General features: G+C 52.8%; 19 protein-coding genes. 11 read left to right on the forward strand and 8 right to left on the reverse strand.

What is annotated here, in order from left to right; all coding sequences use genetic code 11:
• Positions 1-405 precede the first annotated feature (405 nt).
• From Q0Z93_RS02025 to Q0Z93_RS02065, 9 genes are all read left to right on the forward strand, one after another.
• Positions 406-2,187, forward strand: coding sequence for a phospho-sugar mutase (locus Q0Z93_RS02025; protein WP_298062076.1), 1,782 nt, complete (start codon positions 406-408; stop codon positions 2,185-2,187).
• Between the two features lie 31 nt (positions 2,188-2,218).
• Complete coding sequence (locus Q0Z93_RS02030) at positions 2,219-2,992, forward strand: MBL fold metallo-hydrolase (protein WP_298062078.1); 774 nt, start codon at positions 2,219-2,221, stop codon at positions 2,990-2,992.
• A gap of 18 nt (positions 2,993-3,010) precedes the next feature.
• Positions 3,011-3,817, forward strand: coding sequence for an SDR family oxidoreductase (locus Q0Z93_RS02035; RefSeq protein WP_298062080.1), 807 nt, complete (start codon positions 3,011-3,013; stop codon positions 3,815-3,817).
• A 76-nt stretch (positions 3,818-3,893) separates the two neighbouring features.
• Positions 3,894-4,361, forward strand: a complete 468-nt coding sequence (bcp, locus tag Q0Z93_RS02040; RefSeq protein WP_298062082.1) for a thioredoxin-dependent thiol peroxidase — start codon at positions 3,894-3,896, stop codon at positions 4,359-4,361.
• 32 nt (positions 4,362-4,393) lie between these two features.
• Complete coding sequence (recA, locus tag Q0Z93_RS02045) at positions 4,394-5,467, forward strand: recombinase RecA (RefSeq protein WP_298062083.1); 1,074 nt, start codon at positions 4,394-4,396, stop codon at positions 5,465-5,467.
• Positions 5,468-5,698: 231 nt separating this feature from the next.
• On the forward strand, positions 5,699-7,891 hold the full coding sequence (locus Q0Z93_RS02050; RefSeq protein ID WP_298062108.1) for a RelA/SpoT family protein: 2,193 nt from the start codon (positions 5,699-5,701) through the stop codon (positions 7,889-7,891).
• A 91-nt stretch (positions 7,892-7,982) separates the two neighbouring features.
• Entirely contained in the window at positions 7,983-8,402 is a 420-nt protein-coding gene (locus Q0Z93_RS02055) for a hypothetical protein (RefSeq protein ID WP_298062085.1), read from the forward strand.
• A gap of 30 nt (positions 8,403-8,432) precedes the next feature.
• A complete protein-coding gene (locus Q0Z93_RS02060; protein ID WP_298062086.1) occupies positions 8,433-8,819 on the forward strand; it encodes an HIT family protein in 387 nt (128 codons plus the stop codon).
• A gap of 413 nt (positions 8,820-9,232) precedes the next feature.
• A complete protein-coding gene (locus tag Q0Z93_RS02065) occupies positions 9,233-9,772 on the forward strand; it encodes a helix-turn-helix transcriptional regulator (protein ID WP_298062088.1) in 540 nt (179 codons plus the stop codon).
• Here Q0Z93_RS02065 and Q0Z93_RS02070 read toward each other — a convergent pair whose 3' ends face one another.
• Positions 9,773-12,085: an ABC transporter permease gene (locus Q0Z93_RS02070; protein WP_298062090.1), complete on the reverse strand. Its 2,313-nt coding sequence runs from the start codon at positions 12,083-12,085 to the stop codon at positions 9,773-9,775.
• A gap of 62 nt (positions 12,086-12,147) precedes the next feature.
• Entirely contained in the window at positions 12,148-13,266 is a 1,119-nt protein-coding gene (locus tag Q0Z93_RS02075) for a DUF2807 domain-containing protein (protein WP_298062092.1), read from the reverse strand.
• A 330-nt stretch (positions 13,267-13,596) separates the two neighbouring features.
• Between Q0Z93_RS02075 and Q0Z93_RS02080 the strand changes: the two genes are divergently transcribed.
• Positions 13,597-14,973, forward strand: a complete 1,377-nt coding sequence (locus Q0Z93_RS02080) for an alpha-L-fucosidase (RefSeq protein WP_298062094.1) — start codon at positions 13,597-13,599, stop codon at positions 14,971-14,973.
• A gap of 138 nt (positions 14,974-15,111) precedes the next feature.
• Positions 15,112-15,261: an SPASM domain-containing protein gene (locus Q0Z93_RS10110; protein WP_363291373.1), complete on the forward strand. Its 150-nt coding sequence runs from the start codon at positions 15,112-15,114 to the stop codon at positions 15,259-15,261.
• A gap of 196 nt (positions 15,262-15,457) precedes the next feature.
• On the opposite strand, the gene Q0Z93_RS02085 is transcribed toward Q0Z93_RS10110, so the two are convergent.
• The 6 genes from Q0Z93_RS02085 to Q0Z93_RS02110 all read right to left on the reverse strand — a co-directional run bounded on the left by Q0Z93_RS02085 (position 15,458) and on the right by Q0Z93_RS02110 (position 20,884).
• Entirely contained in the window at positions 15,458-16,924 is a 1,467-nt protein-coding gene (locus Q0Z93_RS02085) for a transglutaminase-like domain-containing protein (protein ID WP_298062096.1), read from the reverse strand.
• A 572-nt stretch (positions 16,925-17,496) separates the two neighbouring features.
• On the reverse strand, positions 17,497-18,051 hold the full coding sequence (locus Q0Z93_RS02090) for a hypothetical protein (RefSeq protein ID WP_298062098.1): 555 nt from the start codon (positions 18,049-18,051) through the stop codon (positions 17,497-17,499).
• 10 nt (positions 18,052-18,061) lie between these two features.
• Positions 18,062-19,012, reverse strand: a complete 951-nt coding sequence (locus Q0Z93_RS02095; RefSeq protein ID WP_298062100.1) for a 6-bladed beta-propeller — start codon at positions 19,010-19,012, stop codon at positions 18,062-18,064.
• 65 nt (positions 19,013-19,077) lie between these two features.
• Positions 19,078-19,353 carry a hypothetical protein gene (locus Q0Z93_RS02100; RefSeq protein WP_298062101.1) on the reverse strand — a complete coding sequence of 92 codons (276 nt, stop codon included), beginning with the start codon at positions 19,351-19,353 and terminating at the stop codon, positions 19,078-19,080.
• A gap of 223 nt (positions 19,354-19,576) precedes the next feature.
• The gene (locus Q0Z93_RS02105) at positions 19,577-20,578 is read right to left on the reverse strand and encodes a hypothetical protein (RefSeq protein WP_298062103.1); all 1,002 of its coding nucleotides are present in this window, start codon (positions 20,576-20,578) and stop codon (positions 19,577-19,579) included.
• 54 nt (positions 20,579-20,632) lie between these two features.
• Positions 20,633-20,884 carry a hypothetical protein gene (locus Q0Z93_RS02110; RefSeq protein WP_298062106.1) on the reverse strand — a complete coding sequence of 84 codons (252 nt, stop codon included), beginning with the start codon at positions 20,882-20,884 and terminating at the stop codon, positions 20,633-20,635.
• Positions 20,885-21,165: the final 281 nt, after the last annotated feature.

Genomic DNA, 21,165 nt, shown 5'->3' on the forward strand with positions numbered 1-21,165 from the left:
CCCGTTTCGGTCGTACAAAAGTGTGGAATAAATCGGAATAAAAAAAACACATCGGGATTGTTTTTTCGGAATGTTTGATTATACAATTTCGGGCCTTCCGAAGCAACCGTTTGGTATAAGCCGGTTTAGGGTTTGTCGGGTGAATCTTTCATGCGGATAAATTTTTTATTATACTTATTATCAGATTGTTCCGATTATTTTTATGTTGCTTGTCGTTGTGGGCCAAAGGGTTGGAATCGGCCGGATCGACTGGCGGCGACAGCGGTCGCGGCGGCACGTGGAAATGCGGTCGGACGGAACTCGGAAAAGAGGGGTTGTCTATCCGAATAAAAGTGTTAAATTTGTCAAGACGAACGGCGGGGTTTGACGACAACTCATAGTACTAACGTAAAACTCGGAACGGATATGGAAAACAAGGTGGACAAAATCGTGGCGCAACGCGCGCAGCAGTGGCTCGACGGCGGGTTCGATGCGGAGACTAAGGCGGAGGTGCGGCGGATGATGGAGAGCGATCCGAAGGAGCTGACGGAATCGTTTTATCAGACGCTGGAATTCGGGACGGGCGGTTTGCGGGGGATTATGGGGGTGGGAACCAACCGGATGAATGTCTATACGGTGGGGATGGCGACGCAGGGGTTGGCGAACTACCTCAAGAAATCTTTCCCGGCAGAGGCGAAGATCGCAGGGGGGATTTCGGTGGCGGTGGCGCATGATTGCAGGAACAACAGCGACCTGTTTGCGAAGACCACGGCAGAGGTGTTTGCGGCGAACGGGTTTACGGTCTATCTGTTCGATGCGCTGCGGCCGACGCCGGAGCTTAGCTTTGCCATCCGGTACTTGCATTGTATGAGCGGGGTGGTGGTGACGGCGTCGCACAATCCGAAGGAATACAACGGGTATAAGGCCTATTGGAACGACGGGGCGCAGGTGATTGCGCCGCACGATGTCAATATTATCGAGGAGGTCAATAAGATCGAGGATGTTTCGCAGGTTCGCTTTTCGGGGGCGGAGACGGCCGGAGGGCGTATTGTTATGATCGGCGAGGAGGTCGATCGGGCTTATCTGGATAGGATTGCGGGGCTGTCGCTGTCGCCGGAGGCGGTGCGGGCGAATGAAGGGATGGGGATCGTCTATACTCCGATACATGGGACGGGGGTGCGGTTAGTGCCGGCTTCGTTGGCGAGGTACGGGTTCCGGAATGTGATCCATGTGCCGGAACAGGATGTCAATGACGGGAATTTCCCGACGGTGGTGTCGCCGAATCCGGAGGAACCGTCGGCGTTGAAACTGGCGATAGCGAAGGCGGATGCCACGGGGGCGGATTTGGTCATTGCGACCGACCCGGATGCCGACCGGATCGGGATCGCGGTGCGGCAGGCGCAGACTGAAGGGGGCGGGATGCTGTTGCTGAACGGGAACCAGACGGGGACGCTGCTTACTTATTATCTGTTGGAACGGTGGAAAGAGCTCGGACGGTTGCATCCGGGCGAGGGTAAGGAGTTCGTGGTGAAGACCATTGTGACGACGGAACTCATTGCGCGGATTGCAGCTTCGTTTGGGGTGGAATGCTATGACGTGCTGACGGGATTCAAGTTCATCGCGGCGGTGATTCGGGAGAATGAGGGGAAGAAACAGTTTATCGGGGGGGGGGAAGAAAGCTACGGCTATTTGATCGGGGACTCGGTGCGGGACAAGGATGCGGTGGCGAGCGCTTCGATGGTGGCCGAATGTGCGGCGTGGGCGAAACATACGGGGAAAGGGTCGCTCTTGGATTTGCTCAAGGCGATCTATGTGAAGTACGGATTCTTCAAGGAAGGCTTGGTGTCGGTGGTGCGCAAGGGGAAGGAGGGGCAGCAGGAGATCCGGCAGATGATGGTCGATCTCCGGAATCAGCCGCCGAAAGAGTTGGGCGGTTCGCCGGTGGTCGAAGTGCGGGATTACCAGGGGCAGTATAAAGTGGTCAAGGGGGTTCGGGAGGCGATGGATCATCTGCCGAAGTCGGACGTGCTTCAATTCGTGACGGAGGACTCGACGATCGTGTCGATCCGGCCTTCCGGGACGGAACCGAAGATCAAGTTCTACTTCGGGGTGCGGGAACCGCTCTCGGATGTTGCGGCTTATGATGCGGTCAATGCGCAGTTGGGCGAGAAGATCGAACGGATCAAACGGGAGTTGAAGCTGGTTTGACGGGATTAGTAGGGGGGAGGCTTGGACTGCGATGACGGAATTGACTTTTCTGGGAACCGGCACCTCGCAAGGGGTGCCGATGATCGGTTGCGACTGTGAGGTTTGCAGGTCGGGGGATGCGCGGGATCGTCGGCTGCGGTCGTCGGTGTTAGTGACGACGGATAGCGGAGTGCGGATCGTGATCGACACGGGGCCGGATTTCAGGTATCAGATGCTGCGCGAGCATGTCGGGAAAATCGACGGCATTTTGTACACCCACGGGCATATGGATCATGTGGGAGGGATGGACGATGTACGGGGGTTCAACTACGTGATGCAGCGGCCGGTGGACGTGTGGTGCGAGCCGCGGGTCGAGGAGACTTTGCGGCGGGTGTTCGACTATGCCTTCACGGAACCGAAGTATCCGGGGGTGCCGGAAGTGGTGTTGCATCCGATTCTCTCTCCTGCGGAGGCGTTCGAGGTGCACGGGGTGCGGGTGGTGCCGATTCGCGGGATGCATTACCGATTGCCTGTGCTGGGGTTTCGGATCGGGAATATCGCTTACCTGACGGATATGAATGCGATCGAGCCGGCGGAGATTGACAAGTTCAGGGGGGTGGATGTACTGGTGATCAATGCGTTGCGGCGGGAGAAACACATTTCGCATTTTACGTTGGACGAAGCGTTGGCGGTGATTGAGGCGGCGGGGCCGGGGAGGGCGTACCTGACGCATATCTCGCACCAGTTGGGACGGTACGAAGATTTGCTGCGGGTTCTGCCGAAAGGTGTTTTTCCGGCTTACGACGGGTTGAAAATCAGGGCATAATGAATGTAAAATAAGGCTATGATGGATTTTAAGGACAAGGTGGTGGTGGTGACGGGGGCTTCGTCGGGGATCGGCGCGGCGCTGGCGCGCAGTTTCTCGGCCAGGGGGGCGCATGTGGTGGCGGGGGCGAGGTCGATGGACAAGTTGGAGGCGGTGGTCGCTTCTTTGCCGGTGCGCTCTTTGGCGGTACAGTGCGATGTTTCGCGGGAAGAGGACTGCAAACGCTTGATTCAGGCGGGAGTGGATGCTTTCGGGCGGATCGACGTGCTGGTCAATAATGCCGGGATTTCGATGCGGGCTTTATTTGATGAGGTGGACTTGGATGTCTTGCGGCGGTTGATGGATACCAATTTCTGGGGATGTGTCTACTGCACGAAATATGCGCTGCCTTACATACAGGCTTCGCGCGGGTCGATCGTGGGGATTTCGTCGGTGGCGGGATTCCACGGCTTGCCGGGGAGGACGGGATATTCGGCGTCGAAGTATGCGATGCAGGGGCTGTTGGAGACGGTGCGGATCGAGAATTTGAAGAAAGGGGTGCATGTCTTGATCGTGGCGCCGGGATTTACGGCTTCCAACGTGCGGTTCGCGGCGCTTACGGCGGACGGATCGCAGCAGGGGAGGTCGCCGCGCGAGGAGGGCAAGATGATGACGGCGGACGAGGCGGCGGAACGGATCGTGCGGGCTATCGCCAAACGCAAACGAACCTTGTTGATGGATTTCGACGGCAAGGCGACGCGGATTCTGAAATTCTGGGCGCCGGGGTGGCTGGACAGGTTGTACTACAACCATATGGCGAAGGAACCGGACTCGCCGTTCAAGTAAACGGTAGTATAAGGCTCGAACTCGGTTTGCGGGGGCGAGAGCTAAAGAAATGGACATGCAAAATACCTAATATACGATGTTGAAAGCAGGGGACAAGGCGCCGGATTTTACGGCATCGGATCAAAATGGCGAACCCGTCACACTCCACGGTGTGCTGGGCTGCGGAAAAAAAGTCATACTTTATTTTTACCCGAAAGATAATACGCCGGGATGTACGGCAGAAGCTTGTTCACTCAGGGACGGGTATCACGAACTGCTGGAACGCGGGTTTGTGGTGCTGGGGGTGAGCGGGGACAGCGCGGCCTCGCACCGGCGGTTCATCGAAAAACAGGAACTGCCGTTTACGCTGTTGGTCGATGCCGACCATGCCGTTGCGGAGGCCTATGGGACGTGGGGTGAAAAACGCTTTATGGGGCGGACTTATATGGGGATGCTGCGTACTACATTTATCATAGGTACGGACGGCGTAATTGAAAAAGTGTTTGAAAAGGTGAATACCAAGGATCATTTCGGGCAGATACTCGAGGCATACGAGGATCGGTAAATCAATAACAATTTAGATTACAGAATAAAAGAATGGCAGAAGAAAAAGAAAAAGCCCCGGCGGCTAAGGCGGCGGGAACGGAAAAGGCAGCCGCCCCAAAAAGACCGGAGATTCCGGCCGAGAAGCTCAAGGTGCTTCAGGCGGCGATGGATAAGCTCGAAAAAGATTTCGGCAAAGGAACCATTATGCGTATGAGCGACCATGTGGTAGCCGATGTGCCGGTCATATCGTCGGGATCGATCGGGTTGGACCATGCGCTGGGGATCGGCGGGTATCCGCGGGGGAGGATCGTGGAGATTTACGGGCCGGAATCGTCGGGGAAGACGACCCTCGCGATTCACGCGATCGCCGAGGCGCAGAAAGCGGGCGGCATTGCCGCGTTTATCGATGCCGAACATGCTTTCGACCGGTTTTATGCCGAAAAATTAGGCGTCGATGTGGATAACCTGCTGATCTCGCAACCGGATAACGGAGAGCAGGCGCTGGAGATTGCCGACCATTTGATCCGTTCGAGTGCGATTGACATCGTGGTGATCGACTCGGTGGCTGCGTTGACCCCGAAAGCCGAGATCGAAGGCGAAATGGGGGATGCCAAGGTGGGCTTGCAGGCCAGATTGATGTCGCAGGCGTTGCGCAAGCTGACCTCGAGCATCAGCAAAACCAATACGCTGTGCATCTTTATCAACCAGCTGCGCGAGAAAATCGGCGTGATGTTCGGCAATCCGGAAACCACCACGGGGGGGAATGCCCTGAAATTCTATGCGTCGATCCGGATCGATGTTCGCAAAGGGGCGGCGGTGAAGGACGGCGAGGAGGCGACGGGGAACCGCACGAAAGTCAAAGTCGTGAAAAACAAAATGGCGCCGCCGTTCAGACGGGCCGAGTTCGATATCGTTTTCGGCGAAGGGATTTCCAAAATCGGCGAGATTATCGACTGGGGCGTGGAATTCAATATCATCAAGAAGAGTGGTTCGTGGTTCTCGTATGGCGACCGGAAATTGGCGCAGGGACGCGATGCGGTCAAAAACCTGCTGATGCAGGATACCGCACTGGCCGAAGAGTTGGAGGCAAAGGTGCGGGCGGCTTTCGACAATGCGGCGGAGTAATCGGACATTTTTCTGCTCAGATTCATCGGCGGGCATTCATTTTATAACGAATGCCCGTTTTTTTTACGGCAGAGTGACGAATTATTCCCGGAAAAATTATATCTTGGGTGTCGAAAAACGCGAATTATGTCAGACTCGAGCCCTTCCTCCGGAGCAGTTCTGACCGTTCCTGCCGGATTGGCGGGGGCGGAAAGGAAGCCGGCGGCGGAAAGTTACGATAAAGATGAATTGATGGTCCAGCAGCAATTCGACGAGTTGCTGGAGCGTTGTGCGCCTATATGCAAAAGCGAGGAGGATTACGACCGGATCCGGCAGGCATTCTATTTTGCCAATGAAGCGCATAAGGGGGTGAAACGGCATTCGGGCGAACCGTATATCACCCATCCGCTGGCAGTGGCCCGGATCGTGGTGGTGGAGATCGGATTAGGGGTGAAGTCGGTGATGGCCGCTTTGCTGCATGATGTGGTGGAGGATACGGATTATACGGTCGAGGACATCGAACATCGTTTCGGAGCCAAAGTGGCCTCGATGGTGGACGGGCTGACCAAATTAGAAGGGGCTTTCTCACAGGATATTTCCAAGCAGGCGGAGAATTTCAAAAAAATGCTCCTGACACTGTCTGACGATATACGGGTCTGTCTGATCAAGATCGCCGACCGGCTGCACAATATGCGGACGCTGGGGGCCATGCCCAAGCACAAGCAGATGAAGATCGCTTCGGAGACGATCTACCTCTTTGCACCGCTGGCCCATCGGTTGGGGCTGTATACGATCAAGACCGAGTTCGAGGATTTGAGCCTCAAATACCGTTTCCCGGACGAGTACAACCAGATCAAGCAGAAACTGGCCGATACGGAGCCGCAGCGGCTGCAATTCATCGAGAAATTCAACCCGCCGATCATCGAGAAACTCAAGGAAAACAACATCGAATTCGAGATCTCGGGACGGGTCAAGTCGGTCTATTCGATCTGGAAGAAGATGAAACGCAAACAGGTCTCGTTTGAAGAAATTTACGACCTGTTCGCCATCCGGATCGTCTTCAAGCCCTCGCCGCTGATCCCGGAAAAATCGCAATGCTGGCATGTATATTCCTTGATTACAGATATATACAAGCCCAAGCCGGATCGAATCCGGGACTGGGTCAATATTCCGAAAGCCAATGGATACGAGGCGCTACATTGTACGGTCATGGGGCCGGAGGGGATTTGGGTCGAGGTGCAGATCCGTTCGGTAAGGATGGACGAGATTGCGGAGCGCGGTTTTGCGGCGCACTGGAAATACAAGATGGAAGGAAAGGGCGGGGGAGAGGTAGGCGGAGATAACGAATTGGATCAATGGCTGGCGCAGCTCAGGGAGGCGTTGAACAGCCCGTCGGAAGATGCCGTGGAGTTCATGGATAATTTTAAACTGAACCTGCAGGTATCCGAGATCGTGGTATTCACGCCGAACGGGGAATCCAAAACGATGCCGAAAGGGGCCACGGTACTGGACTTCGCCTATGAAATCCACTCGAAGATCGGTAACCGGGCGATCGGGGCCAAGGTCAATTACAAGATCACGCCGCTGTATGCGGAGATACACACCGGCGACCAGATCGAGATACTCACCTCGCAGAACGCGCATCCGCAGGTCGAATGGCTGGATCATATCACCACGGCGAAAGCCAGAACGCATATCAAACAGTTCCTTAAGCGGGACGGGGAGAATAATATTCTGCGGGGGCAGGAGCTGTTCGAGGCGGAGATGAAGAAACGGGGGGTGCCTTTGCAGGCGCGGGTTTTCCGAAAGGTGCTGCCGGCCTATCATTCGTCGAGCAAGGACGAATTCTACAGCAAGTTAGGGGCGGGGATCATTCGGCTGGACGGACTGGATAAGATACTGAAACAGAATGCGGCGAGCAAAATCATGAAATACTGGACGTTGCAGTTCGCCAATCCGTTCCGGTTCCTGAGTTCCTCTTCGGGAACGGACGGTCATTCTGCTGAAGCGGATGAGTACGAATATGTGATGGCGGAGTGCTGTAATCCGATTCCGGGAGACGAGGTAGTGGGGTTCAAAATGGATGACGGCAAGGTCGAGGTGCATAAGAAAAATTGCCACAATGCGGTGAAACTCTCGGCGCAGCATGGCGACCGGATCGTGCCGGCGAAGTGGTCGAGCGAGAAAGTGATGTCGTACTTGGCGGTGATCGAGGTTCGGGGGATCGACCGGGTGGGGATTCTGTATGATCTGGCGAAGATCATCAGCGGGGAGCTCAATATCAATATTCGTGAGCTGCATATTCACAGCCATGACGGTATTTTCGAGGGGACGATCAGTCTGTATGTGCGCAGCAGCGAAGATTTGAAAGTGATTATGGATAAAGTGAGGTCGGCCAAAGGGGTGGAAAAAGTCAACCGGACGGAGGCTTCGATGGTGGATTGACCGCGGGGGATTGGCTTTCCTCGATGGTAACGGCTGTTGGTTTTGTGTCGGCTTTGCGGCAATCGAACCGGGATTCTTGAGAAAAACAGTTATGGAAAACGAAGAAACACTAAAGATTATTAGGATTCTGGTCGTGGCGGGGGTGTTTTTATACGCGGGATGGAGTATGTTGAAAAAGAAAGCGGGAACTACTGGAGGGGCGCGGACGCTGCGGGAAAGGGGCGAGAATTTTCCTTTTCCGGAACCGGAAAACTCGGCAGAGAAAATATCGGAGGAGCCAATGATCAACGAGGGGGAGGGGGAAGAGGATAGGGTATGGAGTGCGGATAGGGAGGGGGGAGGAACGATGGCGACTGGAACCGGATTGATTGTTGCGGAAGAGGCGGCCGGCGAGGATAGCAGTAGCGATCGGGGGGAAGAATCGGGCGGGGAGCAGGAGCAGGTGGTGACGGATTTGCGGACGATCGTTATTGCTAATGAATTGTTGAAACCTAAGTACGAGGAATATTAAATCATTTAACATAATTAAGGAGAGGTAAAAATGGCTACGATATTCACTAAGATCATACGCGGGGAGATACCGGGGTACAGGATTGCAGAGGACGAGAACTATTATGCTTTTCTGGACATTCATCCGTTAGCCGAGGGGCATACGTTGGTGGTGCCGAAGAAAGAGGTCGATTACCTGTTCGATCTGGAGGAGCGGGAGTTGGCCGGATTGATGGTTTTTGCTCAGAAAGTGGCAGCGCATATCCGGAAGGCGGTTCCTTGTAAGCGGATCGGAGTGGCGGTGATCGGTCTCGATGTGCCGCATGCCCATATTCATTTGGTTCCGATCAGCGAAGGGAGCGATTTGGACTTTAGCCGGCCGAAATTGGAACTGACGCCGGAAGAGTTTAAAGCCATTCAAGCTAAAATCCAGTTTTAGGATACTTTTTTTGAGGGATGACCGCAGAGGGCGGGCTCGTTTGAGCCCGCCTTTTTTACATAAATAGCAATTACAATTGTAACCGACACAATGTAAATAGGATTATGTGCATTAATGCAATATAAATTATATTTATGTTATTTGACTTATAATCAATATTTTGAAGTATTTTATTTAAATTAGTGAGTGATGTTATAGAATCACATTTACTGCTATAATGAATCAACAAACGGCAAAAACATATTATTATAATTTTATATGCGCCTTAATACCATATAGTTACAAATATTATATGCTTTGGAAATTCGCATTGTTTCAAAAGGGCGTATTTTCTTATTGTTAGGAGAAATGTTGCAAGGGAGTTGTCGGTTTGGAAGATTAGTTTATCTTTGTGATGACTATACTTTACAGAAATGAAAGAAAGACTTGCCCAATTTCTTCGGTCAGAGGGTCTTACAGCTGTAAAATTCGCTGAAATCATGGAGGTGCAGCCTTCCAGCATATCTCATCTGTTATCAGGGCGTAATAAGCCGAATTTCGAGTTTATTTCCCGTATCTTGTTGCGTTTTCCGAACCTAAATCCGGATTGGATTATAAACGGGATCGGGCCGGTTTACAAGAGTAATCAAATTGAAAATCCCAGTGGAATTACAAGTGTAAATAACCCTGAGGTTACAAAAGTAAATTACACTCGTACGGATGATTTGAAGGAGGATTTTGCTCGAATCGAGGAGAATGATTTATTTACTCAGGCCAAGGATAATGCTGCTGTCGATGAGGTTGAGAGTAGGGTTACAAATGTAAATGCAGAAATTCCAGCATCTTCCGCTGCTGCGGTATTAAAAGAGGAAAAAGACGACGACGCTACGGAACAAGGAATTGCGCGGGTTATTGTTCTGTTTCGGGACGGATCATTTGAAGAATACCACGAGAAGAAACAAAACAAACGATGATTATTGTTGTTTGAGCGCCGCAGCCGGATGGATTCCGGCCGCGCGGATCGACTGCCACAGCACCGTTCCTCCAGCCATTAGCAGCACGATGCCGCCCGCCAGGGCAAAAATCGTCCATGACAGCGGAATCCGATAGGCGAACTCCGCCAGCCATTCCCGCATGAAATACCATCCGATCGGCACCGCGACAACGAAAGCCACGCCCACCAGCCTCAGGAAGCGTCCCAAGAGCAACGAGAGTACCTCTCTGCTCGTCGCGCCGAACACCTTGCGGACGGCCGCCTCCTGTACCCGCTGACGGGTGTAATAAGTGGCTACGGCCAGCAGTCCGAGAGCCGAGATCACGAGGGCGACGCCAGACAGTGTTCCCATCATTCGTGAGAGTTGTGTCTGACGCGTGTACATATCTGCCACCCGGTCATCCAGGAAACGACCGTCGAACACGTCACCCCAGGCCAGTTTATTATACGCCGTCCGAATCCGTTCCAAGGTGGCTAACGGAGCGGCCGGAGAGAGCTTAATCAGGACAAAATACGGCATCTGGTCGTCCGTCAGCGGTTCGATCATCGTTTCGCCGATCGGCTCCGAGAAGTCCAGGGCATGGAAGTCTTGCACCTTTCCTGCAATCTTGAAGGGCCACCAGTCGCAGCCTCGGTATTCCGTCGCGTCATCGGTCAGACCGAGGCGTCTCCACGCCGTCTCGTTCAGCCACACCGCATCGGCGTCCGTGACACCCGTCCTGTGCAGAATACGGAGACCCAACATCTTCATAAATGCCGTATCGACCTGGTAACGGTTGAAATCGTGCGTTACCCCCTCCCGGTCGTCGAACATCTGGTTGTTTCCGTAAACCGTCGGATAGCCCGTGCAGAACGAAATCGCCTCGACCCCCGGAATGGCAGCCAGTTCTGTCCGCAGCGGCTCTTTTTCGCTGTGGCTGAAAGTGTTCCCGAAATCACAAGCGACAATATATTCCTTGTCGAACCCCAAATCGCTGTTTTTCATGTATCGCACCTGTCGGGCAATCGTGATCGTGCCGCAGAGCAACACGATGGTGATGCAGAGTTGCAATCCGATAAAGAGGTTGCTGTACACCATCTTGGTTTTCCGCCGGAACGTCCCGCGAACGATCTCGATCGGCCGCACGGCGGCAATCATTCCGGCCGGAACCACACCGCAAATCACACCCAGTAGGATCACCAGGCCGATCATCCACAATCCGTTGCCCCATGTCATCCCCTCCGCAATCAAATTGCGGGAGGTGCCCATCATCATGTCGGCAAAGTAGGGTTGGAACAGGGATGCAATCAACAGCCCGATGCCCAGTGAAGCCAAACAAAACAGGGTGGTCTCTGCGATACACCCGACGAACATCTCCTGCCGAGTTCCTCCGAGCAGTCTCCGCAAGGTGAACTCTTTGGCCCGTGTCCCGATCTGGGCGGTCGAGAGGTTGATGTAGTTGATGACGGCGAAGATTAGAACCAGCAGGGCTGTAACTCCAAGAATCAGAATGAATTTCGGGTTGTTCGTCCGGGTGTATTCCGTTGCGTCGGGTGAAAAATAGAGCTCCGTGAGCGGCACCAGCTCTAAATGCTCGTCGCTCTCTTTGAGCGGGTTGAAATTCAGGTCGTGTTCGGCGAAGGCGTTGATGTCGTCGATCTTTCCGGCCAGGTCCGCCCCCGGAACACCCATGAGGTAGATTGAGGTTCCCCAGGTGCCGTAACCCTCCATCAGAGGCCCCGTTTTTTCAAATGGAACTAAGATCGACGGCGTCCGCAGGTGCGAGTTCTCGAAATCGGAGACTACGCCGCTGACAATATATGAATTATCTCCGTTGATCGTTACATGTTCTCCCAGTGCCGGCCGCGTGCCAAACAAAGCGGTGGCGAAACTCCGGGTCAGTACAATATCCTTGGGCGTGTGCATGACGCCGTCGGTGTTCCCCTCGACCATCGGAAATGAAAACATCCGAAAAAAGTCCGGATCGACCGCCAGAAGTTTTTCGTTGGCTCCCGTCTCCGGCGTCCGCTGTACCCAACGGCTGAATTGTCGCATGCGGGTCATCGCTTCGATTTCCGGATAACGTCCTGCCAAATCGAGTGCCAGCCGCGCCGGGAGTGTGATGTTCTCGGAAGACTGAAGCCGGTAGATCCGATCGTGATTGGCGTGCTGCCGGTCGATCGAAGTCTCGCGCCGGATGTAGCACCCCAGCAGAAGCACGAATGCCAGCGACAACGAAAGACCGAAGAAATTAATCGCGGTGTATAGCTTATTCCGCTGCAGAAAGGTCAGAAAAGATTGCCACTGTGTCATGTGGATTTGGGATCGTTGTTTGCCATATCCTGGTCGGGTATCGTTTTAAGCGGCTCGCAGGGTTATTTCCCGTTTTTTGACTTTACCTTTCCCTGTTGGTACCGTATCGTTTGATCTATCTTGTGGAGCACGATTTTTCCCTCTTCTCCCGCGGTCAGTTTGTACCTCCCGCCACGCAAAATCAACGAAGAACCCGGAGCCAGCGTAAAGGTCTGCTCGTCGGGCGAGGCCACCGGCAGCGTCTCGTCGCCCGGTTTGGGCTCCCGCAGCGTCATACCGCTTTCTACAACAGTTACAACCCGGGTCGCCCGGCCGATCCTCAATGTCGAACCGATGCCGATGATAGCCGTTCCCTCCCCTTGCTGTTGACCGACGACTAAGGAATCGACTTGCAGCGAATCGATGTCGATCGTTCCGCCGTTGAACTGCGACTTCGCGAGACGTTCGACCCGGCCCCGCAACCGCAAAGTCCCGGAGTTGAACGCTTTGACCTCCAAGTCCTTCACCCCGTCGATCGTCAAGTCGATCGACGCATGGTTAAAGGTACTGACCTTGACGCGCGGCGTGTCGAAAATCCGGGCCTCGCCCTTGGCTTGATTGAATACCTTGATTGACAGCGATTCGGTCGCCGTCAGATTCAAACCCTTTAAATCCGTGCGGTTGAAGAAGTCGAACGCAGCCGCCCGCAGCCGAACGCCCTCCGCCATCCGGAACGTCCCTTTCGAGTAAAACGAGACTTCTTTCAAATCTCCGACCGTAATCACGGCCCGCCCCTTGAAGTTGGATACGGTCTGCATGGCCTGTCCGCCGTTTTTGCTTTCGTAGGTCTTCAGGTAGCCGTTCGAGAGGTAGAGCTCTCCGCCCCGCAACGAGCAGTAGACGCGATCCTGTTCGTCTTCGCCTGCCTTCAGCCCGCGGGCCAAATCTTTCTCCGTATATCTTTCTCTGAGGCGCGAGGCGGTCGAATCGACCGACACCCCGGCCGGAATCTCCAGTACCAAGCTGTTCGGCGTCCCCTGCCGGACTTCGACGTCGATGTCACCCGACACATGGAGCCGTTCGATTGTCTGTCCCTCGAAAAGGGTAACTTTTTGTGGGGCAACTGGATTGTTCTCCTGTGCGGCCACGCTGCCGGCCCCCAGTGCAAGAGCGGCGAAACCGAGTATCGATAGCTGTTTCATGACGATAATTCAATTTTGATATACAATAATGATAATGATCATAAATGCAAAAATTGTTTGCAAATCAGTCCGGATTTCATATCGAGGAGGTAATTGTTTTTTGCGGAGACGGGATTTAGGGTGTTTTGTCGCTCGCAATCTATATTTTTTATGTTAAATATATCGGGCTGCGGAGGGAGGCGGTGTCTTGGGGATCGATTTGGCGAAAATCGATCGGCTCTGAAGATGTGGGATTATTGAATTAAAATTCATATTATTGCGAAACCGGTTGGGGGGCCGGACGACGGTGCCGAACTGGGTTGAAATGTCAATAAATCGCGATTTATAGGTATGAAAAAAACGATTCTTTGGGGCTTTCTGTTGGCAATGAGCTGGGGGGTGGGGACGGCCCAAACCAAACTGAGCGGCGGCGGGGAGCTGAATCCCGATCTGAAGACTTCGGTCGAGGCTTTGAAGCGTTGGCAGGATATGCGGGTGGGGATGTGCGTGCATTGGGGGCCGTCGTCGCTGAGCGGACGGGAGATCGGTTGGAGTCGCGGAACATCGGTGCCGGTGGCCGTTTATGACAGCCTCTATCTGCGATTCGATCCGGTGCGGTTCGATGCCGACGAATGGTGTCGATTGATGAAACGGTGGGGGATGCGCTATCTCTCGCCGACGGCGAAGCATCACGACGGATTCTCGATCTGGCGTTCGGACTATTCGGATTACGATATGGAAAATACGCCTTCCGGCCGTGATTTAATGGCTGAACTCAAGGAGGCCTGCGACCGGCATGGAATCGTGCTGGGGGCTTACTACTCGATCATAGACTGGTATCATCCGGACTGGAAACCGTATGAGCATGGAGGGCCGGGGCCGTTGATTCCGAAACGGGGTGATAGTCCCGATCCGGAGCGTTATTTCGACTACATGGCGAATCAGGTGTGTGAGTTGATCGACCGGTACGATTTGGCTTTCATTCAGTTCGACGGCGAATGGCTCGGTACGTTTACGCATGAGATCGGGTCGGCCCTCTACCGGAAGTTCCACGAAGCAAAACCGGACATTCTGCTCAATACGCGGATCGACATCGGACGGCGCATGGCGGGGGCGGACAACCACATCGATATGGACGGGACGAAGTATGCGGGGGATTTTCAGGATCGCGAACGATTGACCAACCGGGGAAATAAGGTGGCGGTGTGGGGCGATCATCCGTGGCAGGCGTGGGTAACGATCGACCGTTCGCAGTGGGCCTACAATCCGAATCCGAAGTTGATGACGGCGGAGGAGCTTATTCGGGATATGGTCAGTATTGTGGGGAGCAACGGAAATTACATGATTAATCTGGGGCCGAGGCCGGACGGCGGGTTCGAGCCGGAGCAGATCGCTTTGATGGATACGCTCGGCATGTGGCTGAACCGGTACGGACGGGCGATTTATGGGACGCGCGGAGGGCCTTATTATCCGTTCGAGGGAGGAGTCAGTACGCGGAACGGTCGGCGGGCGTGGCTATTGATAACGGATCCGACGCTCCGGACGTTGGAATTGCCGGATCCGCCGCAACGGTTGGTTTCGGCTCGCGACGGACGTTCCGGGCGCAAGGTCGGTTTCGCTGTCTCCGAAACCGGAACGCGGTTCGAGTTGCCGGTGGCCGAGAGGGATGAACCGGTACGGATCGTGGAACTCAAGTTCCAGGCTCCGGTGGATATGTGCGGGCGGTAAAAATTTTCTAATGATTATAGAGTCAAAACGCGCTTAACTCAAAGCGCGTTTTTATGACCGGTTAAAATTATTGTTATTTATATTATGTTAAATAATTTTGATGGCATTTAATCTATATACTCAAAGTATTACTCATTTATGATATATCCTTGTGCGGGATGGCAAGGTTGTATTATAGGAAACTTTCAGACTGAAACATTGAAGAATATCTGGTTCCACTCAAGTGTATTGAATAAACTTAGAAACTTAAGACGATATCAAAATCAAATAGATGGATGTGCGCAGTAATTTTTGTTCAATTTTGTGAACCGTGTTTGGTTAGAAACGCCAATGAAAATTCAACAGGAAATCCTTTGGAAAAGAATAAATTTTTCTGCGAAATTGCAAGAATCAAACATGAATTGATGTTTCAACCTATGATAAATTTTAACGATATGAAAGAGAAGCAGGTGAGAAATCCACGTACATTCCCCTTTCCCAAACCCTAATACCATACCGAGCCGGTGCTCGTGCTGTCTGCCATGAACGGTCGCTGCCACGTGTTCGCCCACTCCTTGCCCTTGATCAGGTAGATACCATTCAGCGGCACATGATCGAAATGAGAGAGATAGTCCGGCGCCGGATTGACCCGGCAAGAATCGCAAAAGACCCATTTGTCATCCCAATAAAAAATCTCCAGCGGCCGACCCGGTCCCGGAGCGAAAGTATCCCATGCCATCACCCAGTACAGATTGATAAACTCCATATCCAGGCTTTGTTTAAGCTCCGCGTCGGGAATGATCTGGCGCATTTTTCCTTCCTTGTTCAGTACAAAAGGCCGGCCGGCCGGGAAATTTCGCCCATTGCGGTAAAAGACTGGCAAGTAAAGAATATCGTTATTCCCCATCTCCGTAAATGTGGCACAGCCGTCTGCCCCCAGTTCGGCCCATGCCACCGGCCGCCACTGCTCGGCATTGAAAACCGCCAGGTACAGTATCCCATTGCTTTTGTCCAGGTTCCGATCCGGAGTGACCGTCACGTCCGATACCGAAACGTATTCCCGCGTCACATCCCTGCGGTTGAAAGTCTTGAAAAGAGTCGGAATATCCGCCTGATCTACCTTCGGGTAAAAGGCGTCGTCGAAAGAGTAAGTCCGCCGGTATATTTTCGGCGTCCGCGTATTGGCGCACACCGAGCGGAAACCGTCGGGATTGAACTCCGCAGGCTCGAAAGGGTGCCACTTCCCGGTGGTGTCCATCACCACCGTCCATTCGTGTCCCGAATTACGATGCGCCCACACCGGACACTCGTCGATAGCAGCCGGGATCCCCATAGTTCGCATGATCTGCACGAAAAGAGCTGAGATCGCCCGGCAACTCCCTTTCCCTTCCCGCATAAGCTCCGGCACGGACGGCTCGCTGAGCAAAGCATGGGAACGCAGGTCGAAGATCATCCAGCTTTTGATATCGTTATTGATCGCGCAGGCCGCAGCGATCGGATCCGCTCCCACTGAGTCGAACACATGGGCGTATCGGCGGCGGATCGTGTCCCGGTACGACAGATCGAGCGGTTCTTTCCCCGCCCGGTAAGGCAGCAGGTATTCGCAAAAATCGTCGAAACCGACTTCCCGTGCATAGGGTGAACTTTGCCACAGCGCGATGGCTTCCCGCACCAGGCTCGCGACCGAATCCCGGCTCAACAGTTCTGAATCCCGGTACACGGCATGCACCCCGCGGGCGCCGCGTTTAAGTAAGTCGAGCGTATCTTTGGCCCGGTACAGATTGTCGTAGTCGTAGGGCGTGAAGCAGATTGTGTCACCGGTGCGGGCGTCGACCAGAAAATCTTCCGTCCAGCCGTAACCTGGCATGTTTTTGAGCAGGAACTGTTCGGCTTGCCGCTGACGACTCTGGCAAGCGGCCAACAGGGCGCAAACAAGAATCAGAAAAGCGGCGGTAGGAAGAATTCGTTTCACGATACGAGTGGTTTGGGTTTCAAAAGGTAAATAAATCTAAGGAAAAATACTGCCAAAAGCAATACCCGTTACCCTCACTTCCCCCCAAACAGGTCCCGTTGGGTCTCTTGTGAGGATTTGCATAACCCCAGTGGAATCCGCCGGGCGCGAAGGCCGGCGATCCACAGGATCGCATTGGTCAGAAAAATCGTATACATTTATTTATCAGGTCGGAGCCAGCGTGGACTGCGTAGCAGGCCTACGCCGGGGGTGGCTCCGGCCTGACACGGAGAGATCACTGATAACAAATTCTGGTGATATGATTAATCGTACGATTAAAATATACTTCGCGTAGTTTCTTTTCATAATGGGGTACTACTTTCGGCGCCCGCGGCAATTATGCCAGTTTTGCTTATGCAAAACTTAGCATTATTGCCCTTTAAGCGGGCGGGCGGTGCCGCTTTAATGAGGCGTTGCAAACCCTGACAAAAGGCCCGAAGGGTCCACTCCAACCGGGCTGTGAATACCCCAAGACGAGCGATGCTACGCATCGCTTGACATTTAAACCTGCGATTTTTCCTTGCATTCGCCGTTCAATGATCTTCGAACGCAGGCGGTTGCCCGAAAGATTGCAGGTAGAGACTCCACATCGCCGGATTGTTCAGCGGCGAACCCGCCAGTACCACCCGGTTGTCGCGATCCAGCAAAAAAACATGGAACTCCTGTTCGAAAGGCAATGCGTTCGCCGCCTCGAAATCCAGCATCTCGTCATAATAGACCGGATAAGGGAAACGGTGCTGCCGAAACTCGAAATCAAGCCTGCGGGCATCCTTTTTGACAGCAAGCAGCATACGGCACCTGACCTGCGGGAATAAAGAATCCGCTTGGTCGAAATACCGCTTCCACACCGGTAATTCACCCATCTTACAAGGATTGCAATTCCTCGAATCATAGTAAACGATCAACTTGGGAAGCCGCACGGTATCAAGACTCTCCAACAAGGTATCCTGCCCCATCAGACGCCCGGCAAGGGACTCCGGGAAAGTGACTTTCCGACCGATGAAATGTTGGACATCCACATAATGCAGTCCCTTCCCGCAAGCCGCCAGCAGGAGAACCGACAATACTCCCACATATTTGCGCCACATATACACTCTTTTAAAGCTTATATTTATGCATCACCCCCTGGGCCCATTCGAAAGCGTACAGTTCATCGCCCGACACGGCCAAGGTCGAGTAATACCATCCCTCGGACAATGAATGGAGCGATTCCACCTGCATTTGCGAACCATCGGTGGTGATGACCACCAACTTGTCGGAACCCCGGTGCTTGTCGTCGATCTGGAATCCGACCAGATAGTACAATTTCCCGTTGACCGGATAAATATCGATCCCCACGCAGGGCCAACTATTGGACGAGGCTATTGCATCTTCTTCGATGATTTGTTTGAATATCGGCATATATGAGAGGTCAAGGGTCTGCACCCATTCGCCCTCCGTCGTGTATTTTTCCACGATCGGCCGATCCACCCGTGCGGCATAAAGGTATTTTCCGTCCGTCACCACATGCCGCTGGTTGCGCACGGCAGTAATGTCTTTGAACTCGAAATCCTGCGCATGGCCGAAAAATGAGACCGAATCGGTTCCCAAATTCATTCGGCAAAGCTGTCCCCCGAAATTTTTTTCATAGAAATAGAGATCGTCACCCAGTCTACAGATCCGAGTGAAGTATCCCGGTTCCCTATCTTGCAACTCTCGCTCACAATGTTCATTCGTGTAATATGCCATCTTATTTTTATACGTATCCCGCATAAAACAGGTCGAGTCGTCGAGCCGTACGAATTGCTTCAAACCCAGGAACTCGCCCGGCCCCTCCCCCTTGCGACCGATCGAGCCCAGCAACCGACCGTCCTTAGTGCAGAAAAATACTTTCCCTTGTTTGGAATCGGCCATCGCCAGCGTATCACCGTAAACGGTCAGGTGAAAAACGGCATCGGACAAAAACGTCGTGTCGTTCAGTTGGTCTATTTGTCCGAGATATTCAAGCGCTTTGAAATCCGTGACCTCCCCTTTATTCCGCTCCCCGGAACAAGCGGAAAGCAGAGCCATAAGACAGAGAATGAAAAATTGTTTAGACCGGGATAGAGCGTACATCTTTGATTCGTATTATCGTGTTAATTATAACACATTATAACAAAATTTCCGCAACGCATAGTCATGTCATTATCGACAGCACACGGCAGCGTATAGCAGCCTATGGTACGGTATCCTTCTTCACTATCGTCTGGGCATGGCAAGATACAGGTTTCCTCCTGCTCCATAGTTTCGACATTGCCGAACGACAGTTTGGAGGATTGAGCCCGGGCAGATTGAGCCGTCCCGACGGCCGTGGCGATCCCCGCCCCCAGTGCCAGCGCCGCGAAAGCGCCGAAAAGAAGTTTCTTTTTCATATTAGTAAGATTTAAATGAGTAAAAAGGCAGACAAGCAGTCTCTCTTGTCCACTTTAAAGATAAGTATTTATTTTCCTATAAACAAGCTAATTGGAATAATATTATTACTTATTACGTTATTTAGTTACTCACCCCTATACGATTTTAACCGCAACACATTCATCCGGCAATAAAAGAGCAGCCCCCGTCAGCGCCGACAGTTCAGCAGTGGGCGTTATCCGGTTACCGCAGCCGATATTCAGCAACAACAGGCATAGCAGCGCTATCCTGCTCCAAAGTGTAGATCTTCGTATCATCCAGTGTTACGCAAAAACGGTAAGCCTTAGACCCTACCTCAATACAGTCCCTCACGCCTCCCTCACAGTCGAATTTGAGAACGTACCGTTCTTTGTCGAGGTTATTCATCCACAATACATAGATAAACCGATCCGTGGCATAAGTACACAATGAACTGGGTGTGTATTTTTCTTTCAGCTCCGGCACACCATACTCGCGCACTAACGTCGGTTCGGCACTGCTCATGTCGAAAAATTGAATTCTGTCGAGATAGCTTGTGTAAGCGATGCACAACACCTGTTCCGCCGGCAAATACGCCATGGAAGATTGGCCCTTCATATAACGGTCGCTGGGATTCTCGATCTCCATGATTTCTGAGGGGTAGGTATTGATCCACCTTAAAAACTTACCGGCCGTATCGCACACGGCAGCCGAGGCGACTGTGTCGGGGAAATAAAAAGCAGATAAGTAACGGTTACCACCTATTTTCACGCAGTGATCCCGGCCTTGGGCGAATTGGAATGAACGTACCGGACGCAACAGGGTGTCACAGATCAAATCTGCCAGAGGGTAAACTGTATATTGACCTGTGCGACGCGACAACAGACCGACCGTATGTTCTGCCGGATCGGTCAGTAACTGAACCGGGGGTAAGATTTCAAAGGGTCCTTTGCCTTCGTTTACGACTTGCCGCACGACCGTCTGCTGCTGCAGATCGTACACGGTCAGGAGTTTGTCTCTCGTGCCGTCAATCCACAGCAGGTGCCCGTCCAGATACTGTATCTGGTATGGATCGGCCAGCATGACATTGACCGGCAAAACACGTTGGGTCGTTTCGCGTGCCGAGGTAATGATCTCCTCGATGGTTTGTGGTGTTTTATTCTGCTTTGAACAACTTACCGTTATTCCAGCCAGCATGACAAGCACCCATAGTCGTTGGGTTTTCATATTCGTCTGATAGATTAAAAATCGGTGCACCGAAGCGCACCGAGTACAAAATAACTAACGAGAAGGTACATAATGAAAAAGCTCTATGGGACCATTTGGACCTCCAGGAACAGTTGCACACCACCCTCCCCGATATTCCGTGTCGCAATATTTATCTCCAATCATTTCACCCAAAGCCAATGCTTCGGCGTTCTCGAGCATCATGGCCGACGCACGATCCGTCGTTTGGGTAATGTGCACGGCCGTGGTGATCCCCGCCCCTAATGCCAGCGCCGCGAAAGCACCTAAAAGAAGTTTCTTTTTCATAGTTAGTAAGATTTAAATGAGTAAAAAGGCAGACAAGCAGTCTCTCTTGTCCGCTTTAAAGATAAGTATTTATATAAACAAGCTAATTGGAATAATATTATAACTTATTACGTTATTTAGTTGCTCGCCCCTATACGATCTTAACCGCAATACACTCATCCGGCAACGAAAGAGCAGACCCCGTCAGCGCCGACAGTTCAGCACTGGGCGTTATCCGGTTACCGCAGCCGATATTCAGCAACAACAGGCATAGCAGCGCTATCCTGCTCCAAAGTGTAGAT

Origin of the sequence: uncultured Rikenella sp., assembly GCF_947628055.1 — a bacterium.
Classification (GTDB): Bacteria; Bacteroidota; Bacteroidia; order Bacteroidales; family Rikenellaceae; genus Rikenella.

Coding starts and splice junctions, on each gene's coding strand:
- Q0Z93_RS02025 (WP_298062076.1), top strand. CDS start 406: ATGGAAAACAAGGTGGACAAAATCGTGGCGCAACGCGCGCAGCAGTGG.
- Q0Z93_RS02030 (WP_298062078.1), top strand. CDS start 2,219: ATGACGGAATTGACTTTTCTGGGAACCGGCACCTCGCAAGGGGTGCCG.
- Q0Z93_RS02035 (WP_298062080.1), top strand. CDS start 3,011: ATGATGGATTTTAAGGACAAGGTGGTGGTGGTGACGGGGGCTTCGTCG.
- bcp (WP_298062082.1), top strand. CDS start 3,894: ATGTTGAAAGCAGGGGACAAGGCGCCGGATTTTACGGCATCGGATCAA.
- recA (WP_298062083.1), top strand. CDS start 4,394: ATGGCAGAAGAAAAAGAAAAAGCCCCGGCGGCTAAGGCGGCGGGAACG.
- Q0Z93_RS02050 (WP_298062108.1), top strand. CDS start 5,699: ATGGTCCAGCAGCAATTCGACGAGTTGCTGGAGCGTTGTGCGCCTATA.
- Q0Z93_RS02055 (WP_298062085.1), top strand. CDS start 7,983: ATGGAAAACGAAGAAACACTAAAGATTATTAGGATTCTGGTCGTGGCG.
- Q0Z93_RS02060 (WP_298062086.1), top strand. CDS start 8,433: ATGGCTACGATATTCACTAAGATCATACGCGGGGAGATACCGGGGTAC.
- Q0Z93_RS02065 (WP_298062088.1), top strand. CDS start 9,233: ATGAAAGAAAGACTTGCCCAATTTCTTCGGTCAGAGGGTCTTACAGCT.
- Q0Z93_RS02070 (WP_298062090.1), bottom strand. CDS start 12,085: ATGACACAGTGGCAATCTTTTCTGACCTTTCTGCAGCGGAATAAGCTA.
- Q0Z93_RS02075 (WP_298062092.1), bottom strand. CDS start 13,266: ATGAAACAGCTATCGATACTCGGTTTCGCCGCTCTTGCACTGGGGGCC.
- Q0Z93_RS02080 (WP_298062094.1), top strand. CDS start 13,597: ATGAAAAAAACGATTCTTTGGGGCTTTCTGTTGGCAATGAGCTGGGGG.
- Q0Z93_RS10110 (WP_363291373.1), top strand. CDS start 15,112: ATGATATATCCTTGTGCGGGATGGCAAGGTTGTATTATAGGAAACTTT.
- Q0Z93_RS02090 (WP_298062098.1), bottom strand. CDS start 18,051: ATGTGGCGCAAATATGTGGGAGTATTGTCGGTTCTCCTGCTGGCGGCT.
- Q0Z93_RS02095 (WP_298062100.1), bottom strand. CDS start 19,012: ATGGCTCTGCTTTCCGCTTGTTCCGGGGAGCGGAATAAAGGGGAGGTC.
- Q0Z93_RS02100 (WP_298062101.1), bottom strand. CDS start 19,353: ATGAAAAAGAAACTTCTTTTCGGCGCTTTCGCGGCGCTGGCACTGGGG.
- Q0Z93_RS02105 (WP_298062103.1), bottom strand. CDS start 20,578: ATGAAAACCCAACGACTATGGGTGCTTGTCATGCTGGCTGGAATAACG.
- Q0Z93_RS02110 (WP_298062106.1), bottom strand. CDS start 20,884: ATGAAAAAGAAACTTCTTTTAGGTGCTTTCGCGGCGCTGGCATTAGGG.